This window comes from Polymorphobacter sp. PAMC 29334 (assembly GCF_019431245.1).
GTDB classification, from domain to species: Bacteria; Pseudomonadota; Alphaproteobacteria; order Sphingomonadales; family Sphingomonadaceae; genus Polymorphobacter_B; species Polymorphobacter_B megasporae.
In genome coordinates this window covers 2708172-2720963 of record NZ_CP080243.1, presented here as the reverse complement: position 1 = coordinate 2720963, position 12792 = coordinate 2708172, and the positions used below count along the sequence as shown (strand labels likewise).

14 protein-coding genes and 1 riboswitch are annotated in these 12792 nt (G+C 64.7%); of the genes, 7 read left to right on the top strand and 7 right to left on the bottom strand.

What is annotated here, in order from left to right; translation table 11 throughout:
• Nucleotides 1–106: 106 nt before the first annotated feature.
• Complete coding sequence (gene clpP / locus KZX46_RS16620) at nt 107–748, top strand: ATP-dependent Clp endopeptidase proteolytic subunit ClpP (protein WP_216707904.1); 642 nt, start codon at nt 107–109, stop codon at nt 746–748.
• Between the two features lie 114 nt (nt 749–862).
• Nucleotides 863–2116: an ATP-dependent Clp protease ATP-binding subunit ClpX gene (gene clpX, locus KZX46_RS16615; RefSeq protein WP_216707903.1), complete on the top strand. Its 1254-nt coding sequence runs from the start codon at nt 863–865 to the stop codon at nt 2114–2116.
• A gap of 124 nt (nt 2117–2240) precedes the next feature.
• Here the strand turns inward: clpX and KZX46_RS16610 are convergent, their stop codons facing one another.
• Both KZX46_RS16610 and KZX46_RS16605 read right to left on the bottom strand, forming a co-directional pair.
• The gene (locus tag KZX46_RS16610) at nt 2241–3452 is read right to left on the bottom strand and encodes an autotransporter outer membrane beta-barrel domain-containing protein (protein WP_219774901.1); all 1212 of its coding nucleotides are present in this window, start codon (nt 3450–3452) and stop codon (nt 2241–2243) included.
• Between the two features lie 330 nt (nt 3453–3782).
• On the bottom strand, nt 3783–5015 hold the full coding sequence (locus KZX46_RS16605) for a hypothetical protein (protein WP_219774900.1): 1233 nt from the start codon (nt 5013–5015) through the stop codon (nt 3783–3785).
• A 160-nt stretch (nt 5016–5175) separates the two neighbouring features.
• Between KZX46_RS16605 and KZX46_RS16600 the strand changes: the two genes are divergently transcribed.
• The 3 genes from KZX46_RS16600 to KZX46_RS16590 are packed head-to-tail and all read left to right on the top strand — an operon-like array spanning nt 5176 to nt 6301.
• On the top strand, nt 5176–5742 hold the full coding sequence (locus KZX46_RS16600; protein ID WP_219774899.1) for a type II toxin-antitoxin system ParD family antitoxin: 567 nt from the start codon (nt 5176–5178) through the stop codon (nt 5740–5742).
• A 41-nt stretch (nt 5743–5783) separates the two neighbouring features.
• Nucleotides 5784–6038 carry a type II toxin-antitoxin system Phd/YefM family antitoxin gene (locus KZX46_RS16595; RefSeq protein ID WP_219774898.1) on the top strand — a complete coding sequence of 85 codons (255 nt, stop codon included), beginning with the start codon at nt 5784–5786 and terminating at the stop codon, nt 6036–6038.
• A complete protein-coding gene (locus tag KZX46_RS16590; RefSeq protein WP_219774897.1) occupies nt 6035–6301 on the top strand; it encodes a Txe/YoeB family addiction module toxin in 267 nt (88 codons plus the stop codon). Before KZX46_RS16595 ends, KZX46_RS16590 begins: the two co-directional genes overlap by 4 nt.
• Before the next feature lie 50 nt (nt 6302–6351).
• On the opposite strand, the gene KZX46_RS16585 is transcribed toward KZX46_RS16590, so the two are convergent.
• From KZX46_RS16585 to KZX46_RS16575, 3 genes are all read right to left on the bottom strand, one after another.
• Nucleotides 6352–7119, bottom strand: coding sequence for a DUF4145 domain-containing protein (locus KZX46_RS16585; RefSeq protein WP_226896005.1), 768 nt, complete (start codon nt 7117–7119; stop codon nt 6352–6354).
• 36 nt (nt 7120–7155) lie between these two features.
• On the bottom strand, nt 7156–9018 hold the full coding sequence (gene thiC, locus KZX46_RS16580; RefSeq protein WP_219774896.1) for a phosphomethylpyrimidine synthase ThiC: 1863 nt from the start codon (nt 9016–9018) through the stop codon (nt 7156–7158).
• 32 nt (nt 9019–9050) lie between these two features.
• Nucleotides 9051–9159: riboswitch (TPP riboswitch) on the bottom strand.
• A 51-nt stretch (nt 9160–9210) separates the two neighbouring features.
• A complete protein-coding gene (locus KZX46_RS16575; RefSeq protein ID WP_219774895.1) occupies nt 9211–9969 on the bottom strand; it encodes a sterol desaturase family protein in 759 nt (252 codons plus the stop codon).
• A gap of 188 nt (nt 9970–10157) precedes the next feature.
• On the opposite strand from KZX46_RS16575, the gene KZX46_RS16570 reads away from it, so the two are divergent.
• A complete protein-coding gene (locus tag KZX46_RS16570) occupies nt 10158–10406 on the top strand; it encodes a hypothetical protein (RefSeq protein WP_219774894.1) in 249 nt (82 codons plus the stop codon).
• A 101-nt stretch (nt 10407–10507) separates the two neighbouring features.
• Here KZX46_RS16570 and KZX46_RS16565 read toward each other — a convergent pair whose 3' ends face one another.
• Together KZX46_RS16565 and KZX46_RS16560 are read right to left on the bottom strand one after the other, a co-directional pair.
• Complete coding sequence (locus KZX46_RS16565; RefSeq protein ID WP_219774893.1) at nt 10508–11047, bottom strand: hypothetical protein; 540 nt, start codon at nt 11045–11047, stop codon at nt 10508–10510.
• A complete protein-coding gene (locus tag KZX46_RS16560) occupies nt 11044–11406 on the bottom strand; it encodes a hypothetical protein (protein WP_219774892.1) in 363 nt (120 codons plus the stop codon). Before KZX46_RS16560 ends, KZX46_RS16565 begins: the two co-directional genes overlap by 4 nt.
• 216 nt (nt 11407–11622) lie before the next feature.
• Between KZX46_RS16560 and crtY the strand changes: the two genes are divergently transcribed.
• Entirely contained in the window at nt 11623–12774 is a 1152-nt protein-coding gene (crtY, locus tag KZX46_RS16555) for a lycopene beta-cyclase CrtY (RefSeq protein WP_219774891.1), read from the top strand.
• The last annotated feature ends 18 nt before the right edge of the window (nt 12775–12792 follow it).

The following is a 12792-nucleotide window of genomic DNA, read 5'->3' as shown; positions in this document are numbered from 1 at the left end:
AGTGGCGGGGTGCAGAAAGTGCCGCGACCCAAGGGGGCTTGAAGCCCGCGCCGTTCGAGCCGATGTTGGCAATACGCAATCCTCGCCCGAACCCCACGGAGCCACCATGCCCGACCACGCCGACATCATCGGGGGCCTCGTCCCCATCGTCATCGAACAGTCGAACCGCGGCGAGCGGTCCTTCGACATCTTCTCGCGCCTGCTGCGCGAGCGGATTATCTTCGTCACCGCGCAGGTCGAGGACCACATGGCCTCGCTCATCGTCGCGCAGCTGCTCTTCCTCGAGTCAGAGAACCCGAAGAAGGACATTTACATGTACATCAACTCGCCGGGCGGCGTGATCACCGCCGGCATGGCGATCTATGACACGATGCAATATATCCGCCCCAAGGTTGGGACAGTATGCATCGGCCAGGCCGCGTCGATGGGCAGTTTCCTCCTCGCCGCTGGTGAGCCGGGGATGCGCGTCGCGCTCAAGAACTCGCGGATCATGATCCATCAGCCGTCGGGCGGCGCGCAGGGCCAGGCGACCGACATCGAGATCCAGGCCAAGGAAATTCTCCGCGTCCGGCATGCGATGAACGAGCTATACGTCAAGCACACCGGCCAGACCCTCGACGTCATCGAGCGGGCGATGGAGCGCGACAAGTTCCTGTCGGCCGAGGAAGCGAAGGTCTTTGGGTTGATCGACGAAGTCACCGACAAGCGCCCGACACCGCTCGAAGGCGAGGCACTGAAGGCTGCGTGAGGCGTCGAAATATCCGACGCTTTGTGACTTTATCGTGACGGCAAGCATAATCACGGGTTGCCGCGCCGCAGCGACACCCGCTAGACTGAACCGCGTTCGCGCGAAAGGATACCCATGACCAAATTGACTGGCGGGGACTCGAAGAACACGCTGTACTGCTCGTTCTGCGGCAAGTCCCAGCACGAAGTCCGCAAGCTCATTGCCGGACCGACGGTGTTCATCTGCGACGAATGCGTCGAGCTTTGCAACGACATCATCCGCGAGGAAACCAAGACCGCTTTGGTGAAGACCAAGGACGGCGTGCCGACTCCGCGCGAGATCTGCAAGGTGCTCGACGATTATGTGATCGGCCAAAACCACGCCAAGCGAGTGCTGTCGGTCGCGGTCCACAACCACTACAAGCGGCTCAACCACGGTGCCAAGGGTGCCGAAGTCGAGCTCGCCAAGTCGAACATCCTGCTCGTTGGGCCGACCGGTTGCGGCAAGACCTTGCTTGCCCAGACGCTCGCCCGCATCCTCGACGTGCCGTTCACGATGGCCGACGCGACGACGCTGACAGAGGCGGGTTATGTCGGTGAGGATGTCGAGAACATCATTCTCAAGCTGCTCCAGGCGTCCGACTATAACGTCGAGCGGGCGCAGCGCGGGATCGTCTACATCGACGAGATCGACAAGATCAGCCGCAAGGCTGACAACCCCTCGATCACCCGCGACGTCAGCGGCGAGGGCGTCCAGCAGGCGCTGCTCAAGATCATGGAGGGCACCACCGCGAGCGTTCCCCCGCAGGGCGGGCGCAAGCATCCGCAGCAGGAGTTCCTCCAGGTCGACACGACCAACATCCTGTTCATCTGTGGCGGCGCGTTCAACGGGCTCGAGCGGATCATCGGCGACCGGCTCCAGGGCAAGTCGATCGGCTTCGGCGCGCATGTCGCCGGTCCCGACGAGCGCCGGACCGGGGCGATGCTCCGCCAGTGCGAGCCCGAGGACCTGCTCAAGTTCGGCCTGATCCCCGAGTTCATCGGGCGTCTCCCGGTCATCGCCACGCTCGAGGATCTCGACGAGGGCGCGCTGATCAAGATCCTAACTGAGCCGAAGAACGCGCTGAGCAAGCAGTATGCCCGGCTGTTCGAGATGGAGGGGGTCAAGCTGTCGTTCACCACCGATGCGCTCGCGGCGATCTCGAAGCGTGCGATCGAGCGCCGCACCGGTGCGCGCGGGCTGCGGTCGATCATGGAGTCGATCCTTCTCGACACGATGTTCGAGCTTCCCGGGATGGACGGGGTCGACGAGGTCGTCGTCGACAAGGACGTCGTCGGCGGCACCAAGGAACCGGTTCGCGTCTTCGCCAAGGAAGTCGCGAGCGCCTAGGCGATCGGCCTCTCCACCAACGATAAGGGCGCCGGTCAGATCTGACCGGCGCCCTTTTTCGTGTCTTACCAACGTCTTGGCGGCTTGGGGCGAGGACGGGGTGACCGTCCTCCCCCCGGAGCCATTAGAACGTCAGGCGGAAGCCGCCGGTCAGGCCGTTGATCGTGCGATCGCGGGCGAACGTGCCGTCATAGTCGAGCACGATCGAGAACGGGCTGTGCGCACTGCTCAGCGTCAGGCCTGCACCGGCCTTGGCGTAGTCGCGGGCCAGAGGCGTCGGCGAGAACGCGACGGTGCTCAGGCCGCCCGTGCCGCCGCCGAAGCCGACGTCGAAGCCGCGCGAGCCGTAGTGCTCGAACTCGTGACGGTATTCGCCGCGAACTTCCGGACGCAGCGAGACGCCGTCACCGAGCGGGATCGCCGCGCCGATGCGAAGTCCGGCGGTGCCGAGAACCGACTCGTACTTCTCGCGGCCGACCGAAAGCGCGCCGATGTCGGTGCCGTCGGTGAAGCCGTTGATCCGCACGTTGGTGTAGCGGCCGCCGACGAAGGGCTCGAACTCGAAACCGAACTCGTTGAAGCTCAGCCCGGTGGTCGCGCCGCCGACGATGATCCGGCTACGGGTGTTCGCCGAATAGTTCAGGTCGGTCGGGGTGACGGTGTTTCCGCCGAAGTTGACCGAGCGGCGCAGGTCGTACTTGCCTTCGCCGTAGGTGCCGAACAGGTCGACATACAGCGGGCCGACGCCGAGCGTACCGTAACCGCCGCCGAACCAATTGCCGATGCGGCTGTTCCGGCTGCCCGGATCGAGACGCGCGTCGACGTTCGAGTAGCCGCCGGTGATGCCGATCAGCGACTTCTCACCGAAGCGAAGGTCCATGCCGCCGATCACGTTCTGCGAGCCATAGTCGGTCCGGCTGCGATCGCCATTGGCGTCGAAGTGGCCGGTCTGGCCGTTGGCAACGAGGAACGAGCCGTACTTGCGCTCACCGGGAGCAGCCTGGCCGGCAACGCCCTGGACGCCGGTGCCGCCAGCGCGGAAGTCGCGCAGGTAACGGCGGATGACGCTTTCCTGGAAGTCGGCGGTCTGCATCGACAGGTCGCCGAGCAGGGAATAGCTGCCGGGGGTGAACTGCGAATACGCGGCGGCGAGGGCGCTGGTGGGCACGCCGGCGAGCGACGTCTGGACGGCGACGGTCGCGGCGGTCGGCGTGCCGACGGGCGTGGTGATCGCGGCGGCGACGTTCGCTTGGTTGGGCGAGAGCTGCGCGTTGGCAGTGGTGGCGAGACCCGCCAGTGCGGCGGCGGAAAGCAACTTGGATACGCGAGATGACATAACTGCTCCATCGGGTAGTGGTTAAACCCCGGCGGCAGAACGTCATCAGGGCAGGATGGTCGCACCGGTCGATCCGGTTTTGACAGAGTGTTGCTCCGTTGCATCCGCCATTTCGCCGACGTATTTAATGTCTGCAGCATGAACGCATAACATCATGGCGTACAGACTCACGCTGTAGCAGTTTTAGTACATCGCAGAGTCTCCGATCCAATCATTTGTTTCAGATTTATGATTTACGGGTCGAAATGTGCCGACAACGGAACTTTGCCTGATTATCCATATCGTCGACTTTAATTGCGACGAACGCCGCGGGAACGACAGCAGCCACCATCAACGAATCCGCTCCGCCCAGTACGGCGGGCCGTACCCCTGCCTCGGCGGCGCCGCGGTGACGATGCGGTAACCGGCGGCGATGATCGCCGCCGTATCCCACTTGCCGCCGGACGCGGGCGCGGGCCCCCCTGTACGCGACGGCGTCGAAGATGGCGGCGGCGGCGCATCGCCGGAAGTTGACGAACCTGACGCCACGTCGCGATGAAACGCAGCGTCCCCGCCGGATTCCGTAGCACCGTCCGGCGAGCCTTCAGCGACCGCCAAGCCCGCCGCCGTGCCGGTTGCGGTGCGGCTCCCGTCCGTCGCGCGAGCGTCCTGCACCTCCGCTGCGTCGTACCGCTGCCAGCGCTCGATCGCGCCCCCGTCATTCGGCGCACAGGGCAAGTCCGTCGCGGTCGCCGCAATCTCGCCCGCAATGTCTGCCGCCTCGGCCGCACCCTCGGATGCTTCGGGCGCGAGCGCATCCTCAACGCCGCCCGCCGCGAGCGCGGCTGCACAGTGCTCGTCCGCCGCCGGATGTGGTGCCGCTTGCGCCGCGTTGGCCGCGCTCTCTTCGGCGGCTGCCGTGGCCGCCGCCGCAATGGCAGCCGCCTCCGCCGCCGCCGCCTTCGCCGCGTCCTCGGCGCGAAGATACGCCTGATACGCGGCTTCGCGGCGCGCCTCGAGGATCTTCAGGTCGTCCTCCTTGTCCGCCGCCGCCTGTTCCGCGCGGTGGTTCGCCTCGCAATATTTCCGCGATTCGTCGCCGAGGATGCAGTCGATGCCGACCGCGAGGTTTTCGGAGCGCACCTCCGGATGGATGTCGTTGACGTTCTGCCGGTCGCGGCTCCGGGCGTAGATCACCGGGTCGCGGTAGCGCAAAATGAACATCGTCAGGGTTTCGTTGTAGCGCCGGTGCTCGCCGACGACTTCGCCCTTGTAATAATGCGGCACCGCGACGCCGTGGATCGCCCGGCTGAGCGCCGCGTCGGCAAGGCGATGCACCGCATAGTCGAGCGCGAGGTCCCACGACATGCGAAAGTCGATCGCGTCGTAGCGCCGCCGCAAGGCATAGGCGCTCTCGGTCGACATGCCGACGGCGCGGCACGCATCGGTGACGCACCCGGTTTCGGCGAGCGCATTGATGAAGCCGACCTGCTTCTGCTTCGTCCACCCGTCGTGCCGGTTGCGGGTGAACACCGGGGTGAAAGTCCGGGTCCAGGTCGAGCGCGAGGGGGCTGGGTTTGTCATCGACGAGTCTATGCTCGCGGGGGCGGGGTGTAGGACAGGGTTTGTTACGGCGACGGCGTGGTTTGTCGGTGTAGGATGCCCGGTGGCAACAGCGTGCGGCGCTGGCAGCTTGAACCCGGCGCACGCAACATGGTATGACCAATTGCTACCGGAGGCACACATGGGTTCAGTCCAGAAGATCAGTATCGCGCTTACCGATGAACTCGCGACCGACGTCCAGCATGCGGTCGCCTCGGGCGACTATGCGACGACGAGCGAGGTCATCCGTGACGCATTGCGCCATTGGAAGCACGCGCGCGAGATCCGCGCGGCAAAGCTGGCGGACCTTCGCGCGGCGTGGGCCGAGGGGATTGCGAGCGGCGGCCTCGAGCCGCTCGACCCGGAGAAGATCAAGGCGGCAGGGCGGGCGCGAATGAACAAAGAGACGACGATCGCAATTCCGGCTGATCCCGACGATCTCGGAGATTTTGATGTCAGCGTCGCCAGTGTCGAACGCGGGCACGTTGCGCGTGCGCTGCGGATGCTTCGCGCCCGCCTCGGCCTGACGAAGGATGACTTTGCCGCGCGCTATGCGATGCCGGCGGAGGAATACGCAGGCTACGAGTCAGGCTTCGAGCGACCGCCGGAGGCGGTGCTGGCGTATCTTCGGGTGATCGTAGCGGAGCCGGAGATGACGGCGGGGGTGGCAGAGCGGGCTGCGGAATGGGTTGCGGAACGAGCGACTTAATCCCCGTTGTCTTTTGTACAACGTATGGTACAACTCATCCCATGTACGCCCTCAGCTTTTCCGAGACCCGCGCCAACCTCAAGGCGGTGATGGACCGCGTCGTTGCCGACCGCGCGCCGGTGGTGATCACCCGTCAGCGCGGCGAAAGCGTCGTCATGGTTGCGCAAAGCGACTGGGAGGCGATGGAGGAAACGTTGTACCTGCTGTCGTCCCCGGCGAACGCGAAGCACTTGATGGACGGCATCGCCCGGCTCGATGCCGGGCTCGGTGAGGGGCACGAGCTCATCGAGCCGTGAAGGTTACATTCGACGCCGACGCCTGGACCGAATACCTGACGTGGATCGACGAGGATCGGAAAGTCCTCGCCCGGATCAACGCGCTGATCGCCGAATGCCGCCGCGATCCGTTTCGCGGTACCGGCAAGCCTGAACCGCTAAAGCGCAACCTGACCGGCTGGTGGTCGCGCCGGATCACGACGGAGCATCGGCTGGTGTACCGGGTGCGCGGGACGGGGGAGGGGCAGGCGCTAGAGGTGCTGTCGTGCCGGTATCATTATTGAGGCTTACAGCATGAATATCCGGCAACGACTAAGATACTACGAGATCGAGTTTAAGCACCTTCAGGAGACGGAAGAGCAAGAGCGCTTGCACCTCTACCATCTGCTATTGCTTTTTTCTTAGCGGTCGCAATCTCAGAAATACGTTCAAGGTTCTTTTGACGCTTTCGTCTTGAAACGTACCATTCCTCAAAAAGAAGTTCGATCAGCTCGATAAGCGCCTGAGCTTCATCCGGCTCAACGTTGATGATAAGATTTATATCACGCTCCATATGGGCGCCGATATTACCAATCCCGCGAACCTGATCGATGGCTAGAATTGATTCCGCACTTACACCGAGCGGTGATGTGCCGTTAGAAAGCATTGTATCAAGAGCCTTGATTTCTTGATCCAACGTACTCTTGGCTATCCCGCAAAAATCGCGAATCATTCCCTGCAAACAACGACGCGCTAACGTGGCAGCTGCTTTAGGACTGTCATCCTTGATCTTACAAGCTTCAATATAATCTTCCCTAAGTGCGGCAGGGATATACTCTGGCTGAGGCTTAGACGTTCCATTCGGAAGAACACGCTTTGCAAATAATGGTGCAGAAGCAGGTATATAATACCCGTTTGGCGTCGCCTTATCTAACAGAACAAAAAATGATATAGTGACTTTTCTACATTCATTATTAGCGCATCCAACAGCCCAGACGCGAAAAGAAAGACTGCCTTCTGCTAGTCCACTTATCTCGATATGACTGGTATTGTCATCAAACTTTTGCGGACCAACCACTTGGGCATAGTTACAATGAGGGCATATCCAATTAAAATTTGCCACCGAACTAATTCCCCAAAAATGATCCCCTATCAGTCCTTATATAGCAGGCAGATAAATCTCGCTGCCCTTCTCTTTGAACAGCTCGCTCATCTCTGCCATCCCGGCCTCGGCGACATCGCCCGCCGCGACCATCTCCCCCGTATTCATCCCCGCCGCATATTCCCGCACTTCGCGCGTGATCTTCATGCTGCAGAACTTCGGGCCGCACATGCTGCAGAAGTGCGCGGTCTTGGCGCCTTCGGCGGGGAGAGTCTCGTCGTGGTATTTGAGCGCGGTTTCGGGGTCGAGGCTGAGGTTGAACTGGTCGCGCCAGCGGAAGTCGAAGCGGCTGCGGCTGAGCGCGTCGTCGCGGAGCCGCGCGGCGGGGTGGCCCTTCGCCAGGTCGGCGGCGTGGGCGGCGATTTTGTAGGTGATGACGCCGACCTTGACGTCGTCGCGGTCGGGCAGGCCGAGGTGCTCCTTGGGGGTGACGTAGCAGAGCATCGCGCAGCCGAACCAGCCGATCATCGCCGCGCCGATCCCGCTGGTGATATGGTCGTAGCCGGGCGCGATGTCGGTCGTCAGCGGCCCGAGGGTGTAGAACGGGGCCTCGCCGCAGACTTCGAGCTGCTTTTCCATGTTGACCTTGATCTTGTGCATGGGGACGTGCCCCGGGCCCTCGATCATCACCTGGCAGTCGCGCGCCCATGCGACCTTGGTCAGCTCGCCGAGCGTCTCGAGCTCGGCGAACTGGGCGCGGTCGTTGGCGTCGGCGATGCTGCCGGGGCGCAGGCCGTCACCGAGGCTGAACGAGATGTCATAGGCGCGGGCGATCTCGCAGATCTCGTCGAAGTGGGTGTAGGTGAAGTTCTCCTTGTGGTGCGCGAGGCACCATTTGGCGTGGATCGAGCCGCCGCGGCTGACGATCCCGGTGACGCGCGCCGCGGTCAGATGGATGTAGGCGAGGCGGACGCCGGCGTGGATGGTAAAGTAATCGACGCCCTGCTCGGCCTGCTCGATCAGCGTGTCGCGGTAGATTTCCCACGTCAGGTCTTCGGCGATGCCGCCGACCTTTTCGAGCGCCTGGTAGATCGGCACGGTGCCGATCGGGACCGGCGAGTTGCGGATGATCCATTCGCGGGTGGTGTGGATGTTGCGCCCGGTCGACAGGTCCATGACGGTGTCGGCCCCCCAGCGGGTCGACCAAACGAGCTTCTCGACCTCCTCCGCGACGCTGCTGGCGACGGCGGAGTTGCCGATGTTGGCGTTGATCTTGACGAGGAAGTTGCGCCCGATCGCCATCGGCTCGGCTTCGGGGTGGTTGATGTTCGACGGGATGATCGCGCGGCCGCGGGCGATCTCGTCGCGGACGAATTCGGGGGTGACGTAGTCGGGGATGGAGGCACCGAAGTCTTCGCCGTCGCGGATGCCAGCGAGGTTGGCGCGGCCGATATTCTCGCGGATCGCGACATATTCCATCTCGGGGGTGATGATGCCGCGGCGGGCGTAGGCGATCTGGGTGACGGCGTGCCCGGCGCGCGCCCGCAGCGGCGAGCGCTGGACGTGGGGGAAGGCTTCGGAATTGGCGCGGGCGTCGAGGGTGGCGCGCCCGGTCAGGCCGTTGTCCTCGGGCTTCACTTCGCGACCCAGGTAGCGCTCGACGTCGCCGCGCGCCTCGATCCACGGGCGGCGGAGTTCAGGCAGGCCCTGGTGGATGTCGATGATGGCGGCGGCGTCGGTGTACGGGCCGCTTGGGTCGTAGATGCGGACCGGCGGCTCGTTCGCGGTCGCCTCGAGGACGACTTCGCGCATCGCGACGCGCAGGTCGGGGAACAGCTGTCCGGCGACGTGGATCTTGCGCGACCCCGGCAGCGGGCCGGTGGTGACGGGCATTTCGATCGGGGAGTTGATGTCGGCCATGCGTCGCGCTCCAATTAAGGAGAACGCGCGGGGTGCTGCCGCGACGCCCTCCCTCCGCCGGAATCAACCGGATCAGGTTCAGCGGGTCGCAGTCGTCAACTGCCTCTCAGCCGGTACGAACCGGCCCCCCGGGGACGACGTGGTTGTACGCCGATGGCGGCGGGGGTCAATGCGTCAGGCGGCCTTGCGGCCTTAGTGCGTCAGGATGGCGTCGCGGTCCGGCAGCAACTCTGCCGCCCACCCGCGATCAGTGCCGCAGACCTTGTCCCAGAAGCGGAAATACAGGCCGTAGTTGCAGCGGTAGTGGCGGTGGTGGAGGTGGTGGTGCGAGGCGGTGATCATCACCCGGCCCCATGCTCCGGCGACCCAGCTCGGCGGGTAGATCTCCCAGCCGATGTGGTTCGACACGCCGTTGAAGGTCATGATCGTCAGCACCAGCATCAGCGCTCCGATATGGATCGGCACGACGAAGACCAGCGCCGGGATCAGCAGCGCTCCCGACAGCGCCTCCCACGGATGGAACGACATCGCCGCCCACGCGGTCGGCGGGCGGCTGGCGTGGTGGGTGGCGTGGACCGCCGCGAACACCCTCGGGCGGTGCATCCAGCGATGGGTCCAGTAGAAATACGTGTCGTGGACGAACAAATAAATCAGCACCGATAGCGGCACGTAGAGCCAGCCCGCCAACGATGGCGCCCCGCTGTAGATCGCGGTCAGCCCATAATCGTGCCACGCGACCCCCGCGAGCCCCGCCGGCACGCCGTAGATCGCCGCCGACACCAGCGACCAGCCGATCTCCCGCCGCACCTGGGCCCCGCGCTTCGCCGCCACCGGCCCGGCATCGGGGTGGAGGCGAAGGGTCAGCGCCGCGAACGCGCCCGACACCGCGAAATAGCGGACCGCGACGATCGCGGTCATGCCGAGCGCGGCGAGGAGGAGGGTGGCGATCACGGAGCGAGGATAGCGCGGGCGGGCGGCGGCGTCACGCGGGAGCGGCGAGGGGCAGTGTCGCAGCAGTTAGTTCCCCGGCAGCGGACGAAGATGAACGCACCCGAACGATCACGTTCAACCGCGTTTCATCCCGCTACGCCCAAAGCGCATCACCGGTCGATCCCGACCGGACAAACAGGAGGATGCCAATGAAGCTCGTTCTTTTCGCCCTTGCCGCGACGATCGCCGTGCCTGCGACGGCGCAGACGACGACCAGCTCGACGACCGTGACCAACCACGAATCGACCAGCGAAACGACGCCTGCGGTGGTCGTCCATCACCATCCCAAGCGCCACAAGGTCGTCCACCATCGCGCCCCGGCGACGTCGGTGATCTCGTCGACGGTCAAAACCCCGACCAACGCCACGACGACCACAACCGTCACGACGCCGCAGTAGCGCCACTCCCGCCGTTCGCCGCGCGTCGCGGCGGACGGCAACGCGGGTCTAGGCCGGCCAGCACTGCCGGATCATGCCGCCGAAGCCGCGATCGCCAACGATCAATGTCCCGGGGCGGCCGAGCCGGGTGCGACAGGCGGCTTCAAAACCGCATAGAAGTCGTTGCCCTGGGCGGACCCGGCGAGGACGTAGTTCGGCCCGGGCGACGACGAGTCCCTGGTTTTCCAGGCGACCACGTTTGCCGGGATACGCGCCTCGGGCGGCGGCGACGCTTCGGTCGCCGCCAGAATCGCGTTGTTGACGAAGGTGATATAGTCTTTCGACCGGCGGTCATGCGGGGCGTTGGCGATGCCGACCGATTCGGCAATGTTCTTCGCGATGTGCGGCGGCAACTTGGGATAGTCGCCGAACCCTGCGAATTGCGATCCGACGGAGATAACGTCGATTTCCGACTTTGCCCCGCGCGGCGCGCCGTACTGGTGGCCGAAACGCAACCTGTTCTCGATTACCTGTCGCATGAAGCGCATCGCCTTCAGGCTCTGTTCGGGATCGTAGCTCGCTGCAGATGGTGACGCAGTCTCGGCAAGCAGTACCCGTTCAAGTGCGCCGGCAACGCTGGTTTCGGGATCGAGCTTGATCATCTGCCCTGCCGTCGAATGCTGACGTGTTCACCGTGGGCGCGGCATTGTGCCTCGACATCGCGGACCCACGACAGCGTGACTTTATACGTGCTCAACTGATCCGACGGCGAACGGACGATGTCGCGGCGAAGGTCGAGCGGGGTGTGATGCAGCAGGGTCGCGTCGCTGATGGCCGTGTCCCTGGTTGCCTGCCAGCGATAGAGGAGGTGCTGGCGTGGCCAAATCGCATAAGCGATTGGATCATGGTCACCGCTGTCGCGCAGCACGATGCAGAATTCGGCGATTCTGTCGTGGCCGCGATCGGCGACGATGTGCTGCAATTCGCGGCGTAGCCCGGGGAAACCGGGCGTATCGCCCACCCTTCGCCACTCCCCTGCTGCCGCATAAGCCGTCGCAGTGCCGAGCGACGACGCGATGACGATCAGGCAACAGAACTTGAACACACCGTATCGCATGGGCACTCCACCAAGCGGTCGCAGACGGTTAGCAGCTTTGCATCCGCCGGGCGAGGGCGCTCGTCCGCGACGACTGCACAGGCTCGCCCCCGCGTCGCGGTTGCGCTACTCCGTCTGGCAATGGACTTCGACCTCATCCTCGCCGGCGGCGGCCTCGCCAACGGGCTGATCGCATTGCGGTTGGCGAAGCTGCGGCCCGAACTGCGCGTCGCGATCGTCGAAGCCGGCGCGAGCATCGGCGGGAACCATACCTGGTCGTCGTTCGAGGCCGATATCACCCCCGAACAGGTCGCGTGGACCGCGCCGCTGATGGCGCATCGCTGGGACCGCTACAGCATCCGTTTTCCGGCGCACTCGCGGACGTTGGTGTCGGGGTATCGCAGCGCGACGAGCGAGCGGGTGGCCGACGCGATCGCGGCCACGCCGGCGACGGTGTTGACGAGCAGCTCGATCGCGGCGCTGACGCCGACGTCGGTGACGCTCAGCGACGGGCGCGTGTTGACCGCAGGGGCGGTGATCGACGGGCGCGGGCAGGGGGCGCAGCGCGGGGCGACCCCGGCGCTCGACCTGCGCTCGCAGAAATTCCTTGGGATCGAGGTCGAGCTGACCGCGCCGCATGGGCTCGACGGACCGGTGATCATGGACGCGACGGTGCCGCAGCACGACGGCTACCGCTTCGTCTACACGCTGCCGTTCGGGCCGAAGACGGTGCTCGTCGAGGACACGTATTACAGCGACGGCGCCGACCTTGCCCCCGACATCCTTCGCAGCCGCGTGTTCGACTATATTGCCGCGCAGGGCTGGACCGTCGCGCGCGTACTGCGCGAGGAGGTCGGCGTCCTGCCGATCGCGCTCGACGGCAACATCGGCGCGTTCTGGGACTCGGGCGACGCGGGAGTGCCGGTTGTCGGCCTGCGCGCGGCGCTGTTCAATCCGATTACCGGCTATAGTTTTCCCGATGCCGTCCGGGTTGCGGACCTCGTCGCCGGGCTGCCCGAACTGACTCCGGGTGCGCTATATGCCGCGCTGCGACACCACAGCGAATCGACGTGGGGCGCACGGAAATTCTACAGGTTCCTCAACCGGATGCTGTTCGACGCGGCCGAGCCCGCCGAGCGTTACCGCGTGCTCCAGCGTTTCTACCGGCTTGACGCCGCGCTGGTCCGCCGGTTCTACGCGGGGCGGTCGACGACGTGGGATATGCTGCGGACATTGATCGGGCGGCCGCCGGTGCCGCTCGGGCGCGCGCTCGGCGTGCTGCTCAAGTCTTGAAGGGCGATTGCGTGAAGG